Source organism: Stutzerimonas stutzeri (assembly GCF_002909485.1).
GTDB classification, from domain to species: domain Bacteria; phylum Pseudomonadota; class Gammaproteobacteria; order Pseudomonadales; family Pseudomonadaceae; genus Stutzerimonas; species Stutzerimonas stutzeri_AH.
Genome location: NZ_PPXG01000005.1, coordinates 252,367 through 269,761 on the forward strand (window position 1 = coordinate 252,367; position 17,395 = coordinate 269,761).

Below are 17,395 nucleotides of genomic sequence, written 5' to 3' on the forward strand. Positions count from 1 at the left end.
CAATTGCGGGCCTGTTGTGTTTGGCAGTCAAGGCGACTGTCAGCCCTGGTGATAGCTCGGCGCGAGCTTGTAGACCGAGGTATCCAGCCCCTCGAAGCGTGCCTTCAGTTGCAATGCCAGGTACAGCGAGTAGTGCCGCGACTGGTGCAGGTTGCCGCCGTGGAACCAAAGGTGCTGCTGCTGGGTGGGCTTCCACATGTTACGCAGTTCACCTTCGTACGGGCCCGGGTCCTTGGTGGTGCCGGAACCCAGCCCCCAGCAGCGGCCGACCTTGTCAGCGACTTCCTGGGAGATCAAGCGAGCCGCCCAACCGTTCATGGAGCCGTAGCCGGTGGCGTAGACGATCAGGTCGGCCGGCAGGCGGCTGCCATCGTTGAGTACCACGGCATCCGCCTCGATGTGATCGACGCCGAGCCCAGGCCCGCTCTTCAGCTTGATGGTGCCGTTGGCGATCAGCTCGCAGGCGCCGACGTCGATGTAGTAGCCAGAGCCGCGGCGCACGTACTTGAGGAACAGACCGGATTCATCATCGCCAAAATCGAGCATGAAGCCCGCTGCAGTCAGCCGGTCGTAGAAATCTTTATCCCGCTCTTTGACCTGCTCGAAAGCCTGGCGATGGAACTGCGGCAGTACCTTGTAGGGGATCGAGGCGAACAGCATGTCGGCCTTGTCGGTGGTCAGCCCGTTTTCGACGGCATCCTCGGAATAGAGCGGGCCGAAGACCACTTCCATCAACGTATCGGAGCGCACGATATGGGTGCTGGAACGCTGCACCATGGTGACGTCCGCGCCGTTTTCCACCAGGTCCGCACAGATGTCATGGGCCGAGTTGTTGGCACCGATGACCACCGCGCGCTTGCCGCGCCAGGCATCGCCGCCAGGGTGCTGGCTGGAGTGGTGTTGCTGGCCGGCGAAGGTTTCCGCACCTGGGTAGACCGGCACGTTGGGCACACCGGACATGCCGGTGGCGAGGATCAGCTGTGCGGGCTTGAGGGTCATCGGTTTGCCGTCGCGCAGCACCTCGACCGTCCAGCGGCCTTCGGCTTCATCGAAGCTCGCTTTCACACATTCGGTCTTGGCCCAGTAGTTGAGCTCCATGACCTTGGTGTACATCTCCAGCCAGTCGCCGATCTGATCCTTGGGCGTGAAGACTGGCCAATGGTCGGGGAAAGGCAGGTAAGGCATATGGTCGTACCAGACCGGGTCGTGCAGGCACAGCGACTTGTAGCGCCCGCGCCATTGATCGCCGGGGCGCTCGGCCTTGTCGACGATCAGCGTCGGTACGCCGAGACGCTTGAGTCGCGCACCGAGGCCGAGGCCGCCCTGGCCGCCGCCGATGACCAGGCAGTAGGGCTGCTCGGTGATGCCTAGCGAGGCTTCCTCGTCGCGGCGCTTTTCCAGCCAGTTGCGCTTGTCGGCCAGGCCGTGGCCGTGTTCGGCGCCTAGTGGGCGACGACGACCGAGCGGTTCCTCGTGCCCCTTCAACTCGCGCATGGTGGTCAGCAGCGTCCAGCACAGGCCGTCCTTCAGGCGTACATAACCCTTGCCGCGTGCGACGTTGGTCTCCAGGCTGATCCAGCCTTCGAGCACGCCGCCGGCGAGGCTCGCTTCACCTTCGAGCTTCCACTTGTCCGGCTGGGTGGCTTCGAGCTGGTTTTCCAGCATGTCGCGGATATCAGCCTTGCCCTCGAGGGTGACCAGGTTCCAGCTGAACAGCACCAGATCGCGCCAGTGGCAGTCGTCGGCGAATAGCTCCAGGGTGGCGTCGATATCACGCTGGGCCAGGCGCTGGCCAAGGCGTTCGACCCAGGCGGTCAGTTGTTCGGTGGGGGAGTGGGTGGCAGTGGCCTGGCTGTCGCCGCCTAGGTCGCTGCCGTTATCGGTTTTCAGATCGAAGGGGACGTCGTTGCTGGGACGCATGGTGGTTCTCCTGGTCATTGTTGTTATTCACGGGAATACCGTGCTTGCAGCAGAGCAAGCAGTGGGCCAGGGAGCGTTGCACCGCATGGTGGCTGGGCTTGGGTCGTATCGAGACTTATCGGTCGAGGCTGCGATGTGTCATTTCGGGTACGGCGTGGGTGACACTCTGTACCAGCCATGGCACAGCATGCGGGGCCCAGGCATTTGGCCTATGCTGGGCGCAAACCCGCCTCGAAACACCCGCGGAGAACAACAAGAATGACCTCTCGCCTCAGTCAGCATGCACACCAGGTCCTGAGCTTTGGTGAAGGCAGTTCCGCCAGCCAGGGCCCGGCTGCCGATCCCGCCATTGCGCGTTCCTGGCGCCGCTGCCTGGAACAGCATCAGCTCGATCCGACCAGCCCGCGCGCGCCCTGCGTGATCGAGCGGCCGCGGCTCAATGAGCATCGCGAGCGGCTGGACCGAGTTATCGCCGTTGCCCACTGGCAGATGAACAGCCTGCACCAGCAGTTGGGCAGCAGCGGCCATGCGGTGTTGCTGACCGACGCCAGCGGCGTGGTGATCGACAGCGTGGCGGATCAGGCCGAGCGGGCGGAATTCCAGCGTGCGGGGCTGTGGCTCGGTGCGGTGTGGAACGAGGCGACCGAGGGCACCAATGGTGTTGGCCTGTGCCTGCTGGAGCGCCAGGCGCTGACCATCCGCCGTGACGAGCACTTCCGCGGCCGGCACGCGGCGCTGACCTGTTCGGCAAGTCCGGTGTTCGATGCCGAGGGTGGCCTGCTTGCGGTGCTCAACGTGTCGTCGGCACGTGAGGACCTGTCGCGACAACGACGCTTTCACACCATGGCGCTGACCAATCTCTCGGCCAAGCTCATCGAAAGTTGCTTCTTCCTGCAGCATTGCGAGGGCGACTACCTGCTGCGCTTCCATGCTCAGCCCGAATACATCGGCCTGCTCAGCGAAGGCCTGCTGGCGTTCGATGGCGACGGGCGCATCACGACCATCAACGAAACCGCGCTGAACCTGCTGGCGAGCAACCGCGAAGCACTAGTGGGCCAACCGCTGGAAACCGTGCTCGATGTGCGTCTGGATCAGTTGCTGCAGCGCGCCAGACCGCAGCCCGGCACTTGCTGGCCACTGCATACCCATGACGGTCAGCGGCTGTTCTGCCAGCTGCGCGGGCCGCAGATGCGCGTGGTTGTCGCGCCGCGCCAGGAGCCGGCCGACCTGCCGGGCCTGTGCCTGCTCGATACATCAATGCGCAGTGGTTTCAGCCGCGCGCTCAAGGTGCTCGAACGGGACGTTCCGGTGTTGCTGCAAGGCGAAACCGGTACTGGCAAGGAGGCGTTCGCCAGCGCGCTGCATCGAGCCAGCAGCCGCGCCGCCCGGCCATTCGTGGCGCTCAACTGCGCGGCGATTCCGGAGACGCTGATCGAAAGCGAACTGTTCGGCTATCGCGGCGGCAGCTTCACCGGCGCGCGTCGCGAGGGCATGGTCGGCAAGCTGGAGCAGGCCAACAGCGGCATTCTCTTTCTCGACGAGATCGGCGACATGCCGCTGGCGCTGCAGACGCGGTTGCTGCGTGTGCTGGAGGAGCGCAAGGTCACCCCGTTGGGGGCTGCCGTGCCGACCGAACTGAACATCCGCCTGATCAGCGCCAGCCATCACGATCTGCGCGCACTGGTGGCCAGCGGTGCATTCCGTGAGGACCTGTATTACCGGCTCGGCGGGCTGATGATCGCGTTGCCGCCACTGCGCGAGCGCAGCGACAAGGCGGCGCTGCTCGATCACCTGCTGGCGGAAGAAGCGCAAGGCGAATCGATCTGCCTTGAGACGTCCGCACGGCAGGCCTTGCTGCGCTACAGCTGGCCGGGCAATGTACGGCAGATGCGCAACCTGTTGCGCACGCTGGTGGCGCTGAGCGAGCTGGGCCGCATCGGTTTGGACGAAGTGGTAGCCGTGCTGCCGGCCGAAATGGGCGAACTCGAGGTGCCACGGGACCCGCTGCAGTCGGCCGAGCGCGAAGCCCTGCTCACGGTGCTGCGCGAGCGGCACTGGCAGGTGAGTCGTGTCGCCGAGCAACTGGGGATCAGTCGCAACACGCTCTACCGCAAGCTGCGCAAGCACGGCATCTCGCGTAACTGAACTGGCGGACGCGACGCCCGCCGTTAGTGGGTCAGAGCGCGGTGGACAGGGTGATCGAGCCGAACTGGTCGTGCTCCTGCTGGCCCTGGAATTCGCGGGTGCGCCATACGTTGGCGAACGCCAGCTGCCAGCGGCTCCAGGTCAGCGCCACGCCGACCTTGGCATCACCAACCCACTCGCGACGGTCCACCGAATGGCTGTCCTCGAAGGTGTTGCCGTCCAGCAGCATGTTGTGCGCCATGTAGCGGCCTTCGACATTGGCAAAGCCGTACCAGGCGAAGTCGCCGCCGGGGCGGAAGAACTGGCTGCCGCTTTGCGCCGGTGTCACCGCCGGGATGCTGAAGCTGCGCTGCAGGTTCTGCCCCAGGCGCAGGCCCAGCCCGGCCGAGCCGTAACTGTAGAGGTTACCGAGGGCAAAACCGAGGCTCGGGCCGTACTCCATTTCCAACCCGGCGAAGTGCTCCTGCAGCCACCAGCGATGCTGATAGCCCAGATTTACGAAGGGTTCGTTCTCCAGCTGGTTATCCCAGCCGTTGGGTTCGTCGCTGCTCGTGACCTTGTGCACGGCGCGCTGCAGGCGCTTGCCGCCAGCGGCCGGACCGACGATGCCGACATCCAGGTGCAGGCCCTGAGCCGCACGCCAGCCATCGTGCTGCGTATCGGAGAACATCGACATGCCAGCGAACAGCAGGCCGGCATAGGGGCGGTCATCTTCGATCAGCCCTCGGGTTTCGATTTCCTCCGGCGTATAGATCTGATGGCCGAAGCGGTAGGCGACGTTGTCGACTGTGGCACCTGACCAGCCGGGGAGCAGATCGGCGAAGCGCCGCGTCCAGCTCTGGTTGTCCGGTTCGAAACCCCAGATCACCTCCAGCCCATTGCTGTAATGACCATCGCTGCCCCTGGCGATGATGTCGTTCTCAACCTTGATGGAGAGGATGTCGGCACGGCTGACGACGGGTGTGGCGATGGTTGCGGCGAGCAGGCACGAGCACAGCAAAGAACGAGAATGCATGATCTGACTCCTGGCTTACGTTCTTGTTTGTATGTACTTGTTCTCGGACCGTCGCCGCTCCCGGCGGTTCGCTTGAGGTCAGGGCGTGTCGAATACGCCGCTGCCGGCCAGTGTCGATTCACCAAGCCTAGCCTGCTCCGCCTCGCGCAGTTGCTCGGCAAGCGCCTCGGAAAAGCCTTGCACGGCAGACCAGCGCAGGTGAATGGCGTCAACGAAGGCAGCAGGTGGGGCAACCCATTCCCGGTCGGCGTTCCAGTATTGCGCGCCCGTATTTCCGGCGATGACGGCATTCAGCTTGGCGTCGAAGCGGGTCAGAAAGCTGCCGTCGGCATCGACCTTCGCCTTCCACTGCGGGTGCAGCGGCGTGGAGACCACCAGCAACTGGCGCTGCTCGTCCTTCAGGCGTTTTGACAGCTTGCCCAACGCGGCGAAGCAGCTGTCATCCAGTGAATCGGGCTTGCCGTAGAACAGGCCGCGGTCGCCCCGTGGCTCCAGCGGCCCATCGCCGTGACGGGTGAATACCAGCGGGTCCCATTCGATCTCGTTGGCTCGTTGCGCCTTCACCGTCTTCGCGTTGCGCAGTAACGAGCGCGGCGAGAAATAGCGCATGTAATAACCCCAGCGTGAGGCCTGCTGATAAACGTAGTGATCGGCATCCTCGCGGTCGAATACCGCATCCGGCACCTTCCAGCAGCCGGCAAAGTCCAGTGGGTCGACGATCATCACCACCTGGCGAACGGTGGGCTCGCGGTCCAGCAGCCAGTTGGCGACATAGGTCGACTGATTGGCGTGCAGGCCGCAGAACGCACCGTTGAGCGGACGCACACCCGGCGCCTGTTCGATCAGCACATCACCGTCGACATGGCGCCAGGCGACCGAGGAGCCGACGATCAGAAGGTTTGGATCGGCGATGGGGTTGTGCCGCAGAAAGCGCAGCTTTTCGTCCACGCACAGGCTGTTGGAAAAAGCCGGTGGCGGCAGGTTGTCGGTGTGATTGAGCCAGGCAAGCAGGGCGGCAAAGCCGCCGAGCATCCCGAACAGCCCGGCGAACATGCCCAGCAGGTAGCCGGCACGGAACGGCCGCCGGTCTGCCTCGGCCCGGGCGGCATCGCCGCCCGGGCATGTATCGACGGATCTGGCCATGACTCAACGCCCTCCGAGTTTGGTCTGGATCAGCTGGGCGAAGTGGCCAACGTTCTTCAGCGATTCCAGTTCGGCGGTGCGGAACTTGATGCCGAAGCGTTGCTCGGCGGCCACGATCAGCAACACATGGGTCTGACTGTCCCAGCCATCGATGTCGTCGGCGGTGGTTTCGGGCGTGAGGACGATATCGTCAGCATCGAACACGTCGTGGAAGATCTGGGTCAGCGCCTGGAGAATTTCCTTTTCGTTCATGCTTGCACCTGGATGTGATGGTGGATGGAAGCGCGCGAGGCCAGCTCGTAGCGCCAGAAACTTGCATCGGCGATTGCGTTTGCAGGGGCGGGGCGCTGCTCGAAGCCCAGCCGCGGATAGTGCTCGGCGACCATGCCGTTGCGTTCGGTGGGGCGATATTCGCCAACCAAGGCGCCCCAGCCCGCAGCGGTTGCCGCGTCGACCAGCACCTCAAGCACCGCCGCTTCGACCTGGCGACCCAGTACGCGGCAGCTCATCAGCCAGCTGTCGATCAGCAGCTCATCGGCTCCGAGAGCTGCATCGGGTCTTGCCAGCATCACGCTGATCAGGCCGTTGTCACCGAACTTGTCCTCCAGCCGCAGGGCCAGGGCGATGGCTCGTGGATCGCTGGCCATGCGCTCGACTTCGGCTTCGGTATAGCGGCGGGTGGTCAGGTTGAACTGGTTGGTCTTGTTGATCAGCTGGGTGGCGCGGGCCAGTTCGGTGGCGCCGATGTTGCTGACGCGCAGGACCATCTGCAGCCCGCGCAGGTAGCCCTCCATGTCCGTGGCCTGGCCCTGCGCGGCCTTGCGCTCGGCGTTAAGCGCATAGCTGCGACCGCGCGCGGCGTCATCGAAGGTAAAGGACACGGCTTCAAAATAGCCGGCCGCGGCGATGCATGCGGGGTAGTCGGCGACATCGTCGGGCAGTTCTGGAACGGCGACTTCCGGCAGCTCGCGGCGCACGATGTCGCGCTCGGCCGGGTTGTCGTCGACGAAGACGAGGCTGTCCAGACCGATATCCAGCATGCTCGCGATGCGCCGCAGATTGCCGGCCTTGTCTTCCCAGTTGGCAACAAAGGCTGCGATATCGCTGCGTTTGAGTGCCATTTCCGGGTGCGCGAATGCCGCTTCGGCGACGTGCAGGTCGTTCTTGCTGCACACCGCCAGAATCACCCCGCGACAGGCCAGTTGAGCGGCGTAGTGCTGGAAGGCCAGATATGCCTCGCCGCTGGCGCTGCCCTGGCCGAGGTGGATGCCGTCGATGCCGTCATCACCGATCACACCGCCCCAGAGGGTGTTGTCCAGATCGAGTACCAGGCATTTGCGTGACAGTCCGGCGGTGGCCGCTGCGATGCGCGCCAGCTGCTCGCCGTAAAGCGGTGCCAGCGTCGGGCTGACCAGCTGCTTGGCCTGGTGCCAGCGCACCGGCTCGGCCAGGCCATCGCCATACGCGGTTGCCTGCCAGGCCAAGTCGAGCAGCAGCACGCCATCCTCGCGGGCAGCGGCTCGGATAGCAGTGTTCAATCGTTCGATGACTGCCCGTGGCGAAGCCGGCACCAAAGCTTCGTAAGAGCCGAACAGCGACGGTGCGACCGGCACCAGGGTTTGCTGCACCACCTGCGCGGCATAGCGTTCGCGGGCCCGGCGCCAGAGCATGCGCAGCTCATCGACGCGTTCCGCCACGGCGGCATCCACCTCCGCCTGGCCTGCCTGCAAGGGCAGTTGCAGCGGCGCGTCATGGGCGTCCAGCGCCAGCAGCACCAATTGCGGGGCAAAGGCGTTCAGCGCCGGGTCATCAGCAAGCAGGGCCTGGCGGTACATGCCGTAGGGCGCCACGTGCAGCGAAAGCGCCAGCCGCCGCTGCAACCCGGCCACGCGGATGGCCGGCAGCAGGTGATCGACCGTATGCGAGGACAGCAATGCCAGCCGCAGCGGCGTCAGTCGTGCCGCCGCGGCGTGCTGTTCGATGCCGGCGGCGGCCAGCTTGTCCTGGCGTGCCGTCAGGGTGAAATCTCGCTGAAAATTGGCCAGCCGTGCGGCCTCGCACAGCCGCTGCAGCGGATCGTCGATGCGCTTGGCTTGGCTGATCGCGCCGGATAGATCCGGGTGCGTCGGCAGCCAGGGGAGTTGTGCCATGCCTGTGACTCCTTGTCGTGGTCAGAACTGGAAATAGAGGAATTCGGTCGGCGCCATGGAAAAGGCGATCGCCAAGGCAAAGAAACCGAGCACACCCACCGCCAGGCCGTGAATTGCCGTCGGGCGCCAGGCGCTGGCCGGCAGCAATCGTTCGGTCCAGTGCGGCTGGGCCTTGTAGTTGAGTGCGGTACGGAAGTGGCCCATCCACTGCTGCACGTTCGGCATGCCCCAGACGAACACCAGCAGCGCGGCGATATAGACGAAATCGGAGCGATCCATCGCCGCGCTGGTCGGGCTCAGGCCGAGCATGCCGGCGAGGATTGCCATGGCCGTAGGCACGTCACTGGCGCGGAAGAACACCATCGCCACGACGACGCAGCCAAAGGTCAGGGCGACTGCTGGTGCCTTGTGCCACCAGATATCGCTGTCCAGCTTCCAACCCTGACGCGCCTTCCAGGCACGCCAGCCGTGGGCCAGCACCAGGTACAGGCCATGTAGCAGGCCGAATGCGACGAAATGCCAGCCGGCGCCATGCCAGATACCGGAAATGAACATGGTGAACACGGTGGGGTAGGCGACCAGAGCGAAGAAGGTGCCGGCGGTCATCTTGCCGCGCCGTGGCTGTGGCTTGCCGGCGGCCATGCGGGCGCGGGTCACGCGCAGCACGATGGGGTTGTAGATGTAGGCGGTGAGAAAGCGTGTCAGCGTCATGTGCCAGCGCGACCAGTAGTCGATAACGTTGCGCGCCTTGAACGGGCTGTTGAAGTTGGCTGGCAGGCTGATACCGAACAGCAACGCCAGGCCGATGGCCATGTCGCTGTAGCCGGAGAAGTCGAAGTAAATCTGCAGCGTGTAGGTCAGCGCGCCGGTCCAGGCGTCGTAAAACGCCGGGATGGTGCCGTCGGCGGCCAGGCTGAACACCGGCGTGGCTTTCAGCGCGAGGGTGTCGGCGATCACCACCTTCTTGAACAGGCCGAGCAGAAACACCGTGGCGCCCAGCGACAGGTTGTCGATGCGCGCGCGGAAGCTGTCGCGGTCGTTGAACTGCGCAAGCATCTCACCGTGGTGGGTGATCGGCCCGGCGATCAGCTGCGGGAAGAAGCTGATGAACAGGCAGTAGTTGGCGAAGTCGTGCTCTTCCACCACACCATCGTTGGCATCGACCAGATAGGCGATCTGCTGGAAAGTGAAGAAGGAGATCGCCAGCGGCAGGATGATGTCTTCGACGCGCCAACCGAGATCCAGTGCTGCATCCAGCGTGCCGAGCAGGAAGCCGGTGTACTTGTAGTAGACCAGTAGCAGCACGTTGGCCGTGACCGCCAGCCCGAGTGCCAGGCGTGAGGGGTGCCGGCGCAGGTAGCCACCGAGCAGATAGTTGACCAGCATGCTGCCGACCAGCAGCGGTACATAGACCGGGTTCCACCAGCCGTAGAACACCAACGAGACGACGGTCAGCCAGATCACCGCGAGCCGCTGTCGGCCCGATCCGGTCAGCACGAAGAATCCAATCAACACCACCGGAAGAAAGCCGGCGATGAACTCCAATGAATTGAAAAGCATCTTCCCTATCCCTGCTCAGCGTACGTGCATCGCTGCTCAGGCCGCTGGTGAGGCGGGGCGAGTCATCCATTCAGTCCTAGCGTCACGCTGCCGGCAACCCATCCTGGTCGGCGTTGCGACATCCTCGGTCCATCATTGGGTGCTCGCTCGGGCTAAGGCCATCTTGGCCGCCTTCCCCTGAGCTCCTATGGCTCCGACTGGAAGATGTAAAAAAAAGTTTCAGTTTCGTACGGTGCCGTCGGGCGCCTTGTTAAATCAGGTCAATCAGCCCCCGGCTGGCAAGGGCTGCAGGCCATTTCCGTCGGTCGGCAAAGTTCCTTTGCCTGGTTGGAAAGGTGTCAAGGAGGGCAAATCACGAGCGTAAAAAAGGCCGACTTTGACGGGTGACCCATCTTTGAATCGGCCTTGTATCCAGCTCGCAATAACTTAGCGAGCAGTACTCAACCCCACGCTTGGAGTGCGCACTCGCTGAGACGGTTTCGGCCTCGCGGTCGGAGGCTCGATCTTGCTTTGCAAATGCCTGACCGTACGCTTGAGGCGCATCACCTTGTCTTCCAATTGAAAGACCTTGCGGTTGTTGTAGAACATGCCCAGCACGAACCCCACCGAAGTGAAGACCAGGCCATAAATGAGTGCGGCTTCATAGAGATAGCTGGAAAACATCCTGTCATCCTCTGCGGGTAATGGCTGTATCACGTTGCGTAATGCAGCCCAGAACGGCCTGATGCCAATCTGCCCCTATGTGACATGGCGCACATTAAAAACGTTCCCGACTGGTGCGCACTCCGGGGATGCCAATCTCAGCGGGCGGACGCGGACATTGCGATGGCGGCGGCGGCCGTTCGCGTCTCAACGCCGAGTTTCACGTAGACATGTTCCAGATGCTTGTTCACCGTCCGCGGGCTAAGCCCGAGGATATCGCCGATATCGCGGTTGGTTTTGCCGCAGGATACCCAGTGCAGAACTTCAACTTCTCGCCCGGTTAATTGATAGCGCTGGGTTAGCATGGCCTGAATCTGCCTGTTATCTGCGGGGGGCGTCTGAGTTGAGATAAGGCGAGCGTTCTGCAAGGCGCGGGCAGTGCGTAGGTGTGCAGCCACTCGGGCCAGGACCTGTTCCGGGTGGATAGGCTTGGTCACGTAGTCGATGCCGCCCGCCTCGAAGCCGGCAAGCACATGCTCGCTTTCGGTCAGGGCAGTCATGAACAGCACCGGCACGTCTTCCAGCTCGGTCTGCGCCTTGATCCGGCGGCAGGTATCGAAACCGTCCAGCCCGGGCATCATGGCGTCGAGCAGAACGATATCCGGCTTCAGCCGCTGCATTCGCTCCAGCGCGCTGAGGCCGTCCAACGCCACCAGCACCATGTAGCCGGCCTGATCCAGTGCGCCGGAGAGCAGGGCGAGGTTGTCGGGCACGTCATCGACGATCATCACGATGCCCTGATTCTGCGGATGATCAGCTGGATGCATGGGTGTTCTCCATGGTCGTCTGAATCTCGTTGGTCATGGCCTGATCCAGGCGCTGGCCCAGTTCGTTCAGCTGGAAACGTCTGGCCAGTTGGCGCAGTTCCTGGAGTTGCGCGGCGGCGGCCGGCAGGTCGTGTTCGAGCTGGTCGAGCAGTTCGAGCACGCCGCGTACATATCCGAGCGAGGTCTGTTGCTGCAGCGCGTGCAGTGCATCGAGCGGCAGGGCAGCGGCCATCGAAGCGGAGGCGTCCGCATCGCGTCTGAGCCATTCCAGCGCCAGCTGCTGGCGAATCTTGTCCAGCAGCACCGGGGCATGCACCGGCTTGGGCAGGTAGTCACTGCAATCGGCGGCGACACTCGCTCCGTCGACGAAGGCATTGGCGGAAATGACGATGATCGGCGCCGTCGAACCCACCGAGCGGCGAATCAGCCTGGCGGTCTGCCAGCCGTCGAGCTGCGGCATGGAAAGGTCCATCAGGATCAGATCAGGGTTGTGCAGCGATACCTGGCTGAGCGCTTCCTGGCCGTTGCTGGCCATGAGTATTTCGAAGCCCAATGGCTCGAGCATGCCGGCCAGCACCTTGCGGTGTTCGATGTGGTCGTCGACCACCAGCACTCGGCGGCGCGGGCCGTGGTAGCCGATGATGTCGTGTTCGACATGGACCACCGCCTGCGGCACGCGCACTTCGGAGAGGAACAGGCGCAGCTGGAAGACGCTGCCGCGACCTTGCTCGCTCTTCATCGACAGCTCGCCGCCCATCAACGCGGTGAGCATGCGGGTGATGGTCAGGCCGAGGCCCAGGCCGCTGTCCTGGCGCAACGGATTGCCTCGCTCGAACGGCTGGAACAGTCGCTCCACCTGCTCGGGGGCGATGCCGATGCCGGTGTCGGCGATCTCGAAGGTCGCCGTTTCGCGCAGGTAGCTGGCGCGCAGGGTGATGCTGCCGGCGTCCGTGTAGCGCACCGCGTTGCCGAGTAGGTTGATGAGGATCTGCCGCACACGTTTCTCATCACCACGCACCACGGCCGGGATGCGGCCCTGGGTTTCGAAGTGGAAGCGCAGACCTTTTTCCTCGGCCTGCGGCGCGATCATCTGCCGTACCTGCAGGAGAAATTCGGGAAAGGCGATCTCGGAGGGCTCCAGATTGAGTTTTCCGGCCTCGATCCTGGCCACGTCGAGCAACCCGTCGATCAGCGAGAGCAGGTGAGCGCCGCTGCGATGGATGGTGCCCAGCGCTTCCTTGTGTCGCGTCGGCAGCTCGCCATCGCGCAACAGGATCTGCGCATAGCCGAGGATGCTGTTGAGCGGGGTGCGCAGCTCATGGGACAGGCCGGTCACATAGCGGCTCTTGGCGGCATTGGCTGCCTCGGACGCCTCCTTGGCCTTCTGCAGCTGTTCGTCGGTCTTGCGGTGGGCTTCGATTTCCTGCATCAGCAGGTGGGTCTGGCGATCCGATTCCTGCTGGGCGACGTGGCGGCTTTCGCGGGTAAGCACCACCCACCAGGCGAGAATGCCGGCGAACAACGAGAGCACCAGGAACGCCTTGAGAAACGCCTGATAAAGGGTTTCTCCCGCCTCCTGCGAGCTGGCCACGACACTCGGCGAGACCTGGCTGTAAATCAGCCAGAGCGCCAGCGAAAGCAGGCCGATGATCAGGCCGAGCACACCGAGGTAGTGCGCCAGGCGGGTGTGTAGCCGCGGGATGGACACCTGTGGGAAGGCCCAGCGAACGAAGTTGTCCCACTGCGCCGAAAGCCGGGCGTGCGGCTTGCACAGGTCGCCGCATCGGGCGTCTAGCGAGCAGCACAGCGAGCAGATCGGCGCACCGTAGGCGGGGCAGAAGGCGGTGTCCGGCTCCTCGAAGGCATTGCTGCACAGCACGCAGGCGATCTTGCCGCGCTCGGTATAGGGGTAGAGCAGCTCTGGCTGGCGTTTACGGGCGATATAGAAGCGCCCGCCGGTGAGCCAGGCGATCAGCGGTGCGCAGACCAGCGCGGTGCCCAGCGCGATCATCGGTGAGGCTGCCTGGACCAGTGCACCGAGCGCGCCGCTGTGGGCGAGGATCGCTAGAAACGAGGCGATCAGCATGGCGCCGACGCCCACAGGGTTGATGTCGTAGAGGTGCGCGCGCTTGAATTCGATCTGCCGCGGCGACAGGCCCAGCGGCTTGTTGATCACCAGGTCCGCGACTAGCGCGCCGATCCAGGCGATTGCGACGTTGGCGTACAGTCCGAGCACCTGCTCGATGGCCTCGAACACGCCCAGCTCCATCAGCATCAGCGCGATCGAGACGTTGAATACCAGCCAGACCACCCGCCCCGGATGGCTGTGGGTGACGCGCGCGAAGAAGTTCGACCAGGCCAGGGAGCCGGCATAGGCGTTGGTCACGTTGATCTTCACCTGCGAGACGATGACGAACAGCACCATTGCGCCCAGCGCCCATTCCGGCGAGGCGAACACGTAGCTGAAGGCCACCAGATACATCTGCGTCGGTTCGGCCGCCTTGTCCACCGGGATTTCGTGCTGCAGTGCGAGAAAGGCAAGAAAGGCGCCGGCGAGCATCTTCAGCGCGCCGGGGATGATCCAGCCGGGGCCGGCGGCTAGCATCGCCAGCCACCAGCGGACGCGGTTCTGTCGGGTCTTCTCGGGCAGGAAGCGCAGGTAGTCGACCTGCTCGCCGATCTGCGTGATCAGTGCCAGCGCCACGGTGCAGGCGGCGCCGAAGGACAGTAGGTTGAACGAGCCGCCGTCGCCTTCGCGGCCGGCGAAACTGGTCAGATCGCTCAGCGCTTCTGGGTTCTTGGCGATGACGAAGATGTAGGGCAGCAACAAAAGGATCAGCCAGACCGGTTGCGTCCAGAGCTGCAGGCGGTTGATCAGGGTGATGCCGTAGGTCACCAGCGGCACGATGATGATCGAGCAGATCACGTAGGCCAGCGCCAGCGGGATGCCGAAGTACAGCTCCAGCGCCAGCGCCATGATCGCCGCTTCGAGGGCGAAGAACAGGAAGGTGAAGCTGGCGTAGATCAGCGAGGTGATGGTCGAGCCGATGTAGCCGAAGCCGGCGCCGCGGGTCAGCAGGTCCATGTCCACGCCGTAGCGCGCCGCGTAGTAACTGATCGGCAACCCGGTGAGGAAAATCACCAGCGCCACCGCGAGGATTGCCCAGAGCGTATTGGTGAAACCGTAGGAAAGGGCCAGCGTGCCGCCGATGGCTTCCAGGGCAAGGAACGAAACCGCACCGAGCGCGGTGTTGGCGATACGAAATTCCGACCACTTGCGAAACGACTTGGGAGTGAAACGCAGGGCGTAGTCTTCCAGCGTCTCGTCGGCGACCCAGCTGTTGTAGTCGCGGCGGATCTTGACGATGCGCTGTGTGCCTGTGATCTGCACGCTGGCGGCCCCGGCTGGTTGTCGTTTCCCTGGTTTGAGCAACTTCCGTGCCCCCGTTCGGCACTGCTGATGACTCGCGGCGAAGCACGGAACGCATGCCGGCGCAGCGCTGCCGTGATCGGCAGGGGTGAGGGTTGCCGCTGCTGCCGTGCTCCATACCGGCGCAAGGATGCACCAGCAGTGCACCTGCTACGGATACGTCAGATGACGTACCCGCTTACGTCATCCTGCGTATACCCCGCCCAGACCGCCGAGCCCATTCTTGCTCCCGACCCGATGCCGGCCCGCAGCAGCAATGTTGCAGCAAGCCAAGCACGGCCCACCGAGACAGGAGCAATCATCATGGATTCAAAACTGACGGGTTCGTCACGCCGCCTTCCCCGCCGGCTTGCGCAGGGGGCTGCGGCACTCTCGATGCTGGCAATGAGCATCTTCGCCTCAAGCGCCAGCGCCGAGGTCAACACCACCGGCTTGGCGGTCACCGATACGGAAGTGGTGGTCGGGCAGCTGCATTCGGCGACGGGCACCATGGCCATCTCCGAGACCGGCTCGATCCAGGCCGAGCGACTGGCCATTGAGCAGATCAACGCGGCAGGCGGCATCCTCGGCCGGCAGATCAAGGTGGTACAGGAAGACGGTGCGTCCGACTGGCCGACCTTCGCCGAAAAGGCCAAGAAGCTGCTGGAGCGCGACAAGGTCGCCGCAGTGTTCGGCTGCTGGACCTCGGCCTCGCGCAAGGCGGTGCTGCCGATCTTCGAGCGGGAGAACGGGCTGCTCTACTACCCGACCTTCTATGAAGGCCTGGAGCAGTCGAAGAACGTCGTCTACACCGGCCAGGAGGCCACCCAGCAGATCCTCGCCGGCCTCGACTGGGTCGCCAAGGAGAAGGGTGCCAAGACCTTCTACCTGCTTGGCTCCGACTACATCTGGCCGCGCACCTCAATGAAGATTGCCCGCAAGCACATCGAGAACGTGCTCGGCGGCAAGGTGGTGGGCGAGGAGTACTACCCGCTGGGCAACACCCAGTTCGGCTCGCTGACCAACAAGATCAAGCTGAAGAAGCCTGACGTGATCTTCGCCGCCGTGGTCGGTGGTTCCAACGTCGCCTTCTACAAGCAACTCAAGGCCGCCGGCATCACCGCGGACAAGCAGACCCTGCTGACTCTCTCGGTCACCGAGGACGAACTGCTCGGCATCGGCGGCGAGAACATGGCCGGCTTCTACGCCTCGATGAAGTATTTCCAAAGCCTGGACAACCCGAACAACGCCGAATTCGTCAAGGCGTTCAAGGCCAAGTACGGCAGCGACGCGGTGATCGGTGACGTCACCCAGGCCGCCTATCTCGGCCCCTGGCTGTGGAAGGCCGCGGTCGAGAAGGCTGGCAGCTTCGACGTCGACAAGGTGGTCGCCGCCTCAGCCGGGCTGGAGCTGAACACCGCGCCGGAAGGCTACGTGAAGGTGCATGAGAACCAGCACCTGTGGAGCAAGACGCGCATCGGCCAGGTGCAGGCCGACGGTCAGTTCCAGGTGGTCTTCGAGTCCGACCTGATCGAGCCGAACCCCTTCCCGAAAGGCTACCAGTAACCCTCTCTGCGCCGCGTGCCGGCAGGCCCGCGGCGATCTCTTTTGCCATCAGGAGACATCATCATGGAATGGCTATCGGAGTTTGGTGCCATCGCGGCCATGCAGGGTTTCAACGGCTTGTCGGTGTTCTGCGTGCTGCTGCTGATGGCTCTGGGTCTGGCGATCATCTTTGGCCAGATGGGCGTGATCAACATGGCCCATGGCGAGTTCCTCACCGTGGGTGCCTACACCACCTACCTGGTTTCGGTGCTGACGCTCAAGTACCTGCCTGAGCTGCAGCCCTACTATTTCTTCGTCGCCATCGCGCTGTCATTCGTGATCGCCGGTGCGCTTGGCTGGCTCGCCGAATGGGCGCTGATCAGCAAGCTCTATCACCGCCCGTTAGACACGCTGCTGGCGACCTGGGGGCTGTCGCTGGTGATGCAGCAGGCGTTCCGTTCGATCTTCGGCGCACGTGAGGTCAGCGCCACGCTGCCGGACTGGCTGATGGGGTCCTGGATGCCCACTGACACCATCGACATTCCGCTCAACGGGCTGTTCGTGATGGCGCTGACACTGCTGCTCACCACGGCGATCTTCGTCCTCATGTACCGCTCGCGCTGGGGCCTGCAGGTGCGCGCCACGGTGCAGAACCGGGTGATGGCACGTTCGGTGGGCATCAACACCAAGAAGGTCGACCGCACGACCTTCGCCCTGGGCTGCGGCGTGGCCGGGGTCGCCGGCGCGGCGTTCACCACCATCGGTTCGACGGGCCCGACCTCGGGTTCGCTGTACATCGTCGACACCTTCCTGGTGGTGGTCTTCGGCGGCGCGGCCAGTCTGTTCGGCACCATCGCCTCGGCGTTCTCCATCGCCCAGACGCAATCGATGGCCGAGTTCTTCATCAGCGGCTCGATGGCCAAGGTGCTGACCCTTTCTGCGGTGATCCTGATCCTCATGCTGCGTCCGCAGGGGCTGTTCACGGCCAAGGTGCGCAAATGATGAACAGTTTTTTGGTGGCGATGGCAAACGACGTGAG

12 protein-coding genes are annotated in these 17,395 nt (G+C 63.8%); 3 read left to right on the forward strand and 9 right to left on the reverse strand.

Annotated elements, in window-relative coordinates:
- Nucleotides 1-39: 39 nt before the first annotated feature.
- A complete protein-coding gene (locus CXK91_RS13900; protein ID WP_256055725.1) occupies nucleotides 40-1,920 on the reverse strand; it encodes an NAD(P)/FAD-dependent oxidoreductase in 1,881 nt (626 codons plus the stop codon).
- A gap of 258 nt (nucleotides 1,921-2,178) precedes the next feature.
- Here CXK91_RS13900 and CXK91_RS13910 point away from each other — a divergent pair, with 258 nt between their 5' ends.
- On the forward strand, nucleotides 2,179-4,065 hold the full coding sequence (locus CXK91_RS13910; RefSeq protein WP_103456716.1) for a sigma-54-dependent Fis family transcriptional regulator: 1,887 nt from the start codon (nucleotides 2,179-2,181) through the stop codon (nucleotides 4,063-4,065).
- Between the two features lie 31 nt (nucleotides 4,066-4,096).
- On the opposite strand, the gene CXK91_RS13915 is transcribed toward CXK91_RS13910, so the two are convergent.
- The 8 genes from CXK91_RS13915 to CXK91_RS13950 form a co-directional block, all read right to left on the reverse strand.
- A complete protein-coding gene (locus CXK91_RS13915) occupies nucleotides 4,097-5,080 on the reverse strand; it encodes a lipid A deacylase LpxR family protein (RefSeq protein ID WP_103456717.1) in 984 nt (327 codons plus the stop codon).
- 78 nt (nucleotides 5,081-5,158) lie between these two features.
- Entirely contained in the window at nucleotides 5,159-6,223 is a 1,065-nt protein-coding gene (locus CXK91_RS13920) for a hypothetical protein (protein ID WP_103456718.1), read from the reverse strand.
- A gap of 3 nt (nucleotides 6,224-6,226) precedes the next feature.
- On the reverse strand, nucleotides 6,227-6,475 hold the full coding sequence (locus CXK91_RS13925) for an acyl carrier protein (protein ID WP_103456719.1): 249 nt from the start codon (nucleotides 6,473-6,475) through the stop codon (nucleotides 6,227-6,229).
- Nucleotides 6,472-8,373, reverse strand: coding sequence for an HAD-IIIC family phosphatase (locus CXK91_RS13930; protein WP_103456720.1), 1,902 nt, complete (start codon nucleotides 8,371-8,373; stop codon nucleotides 6,472-6,474). Before CXK91_RS13930 ends, CXK91_RS13925 begins: the two co-directional genes overlap by 4 nt.
- Before the next feature lie 21 nt (nucleotides 8,374-8,394).
- Nucleotides 8,395-9,933, reverse strand: coding sequence for an MBOAT family O-acyltransferase (locus CXK91_RS13935; protein ID WP_103456721.1), 1,539 nt, complete (start codon nucleotides 9,931-9,933; stop codon nucleotides 8,395-8,397).
- Nucleotides 9,934-10,359: 426 nt separating this feature from the next.
- Nucleotides 10,360-10,596 (reverse strand): hypothetical protein, encoded by a 237-nt coding sequence (locus CXK91_RS13940; protein WP_103456722.1) that lies wholly within the window; start codon nucleotides 10,594-10,596, stop codon nucleotides 10,360-10,362.
- A gap of 137 nt (nucleotides 10,597-10,733) precedes the next feature.
- Nucleotides 10,734-11,402 (reverse strand): response regulator, encoded by a 669-nt coding sequence (locus CXK91_RS13945; RefSeq protein WP_103456723.1) that lies wholly within the window; start codon nucleotides 11,400-11,402, stop codon nucleotides 10,734-10,736.
- Nucleotides 11,389-14,793: an ATP-binding protein gene (locus tag CXK91_RS13950; protein ID WP_103456724.1), complete on the reverse strand. Its 3,405-nt coding sequence runs from the start codon at nucleotides 14,791-14,793 to the stop codon at nucleotides 11,389-11,391. Before CXK91_RS13950 ends, CXK91_RS13945 begins: the two co-directional genes overlap by 14 nt.
- 414 nt (nucleotides 14,794-15,207) lie before the next feature.
- On the opposite strand from CXK91_RS13950, the gene urtA reads away from it, so the two are divergent.
- Together urtA and urtB are read left to right on the forward strand one after the other, a co-directional pair.
- On the forward strand, nucleotides 15,208-16,377 hold the full coding sequence (urtA, locus tag CXK91_RS13955) for an urea ABC transporter substrate-binding protein (protein WP_423833966.1): 1,170 nt from the start codon (nucleotides 15,208-15,210) through the stop codon (nucleotides 16,375-16,377).
- Between the two features lie 63 nt (nucleotides 16,378-16,440).
- The gene (urtB, locus tag CXK91_RS13960) at nucleotides 16,441-17,358 is read left to right on the forward strand and encodes an urea ABC transporter permease subunit UrtB (RefSeq protein ID WP_103456726.1); all 918 of its coding nucleotides are present in this window, start codon (nucleotides 16,441-16,443) and stop codon (nucleotides 17,356-17,358) included.
- Nucleotides 17,359-17,395 lie beyond the last annotated feature (37 nt).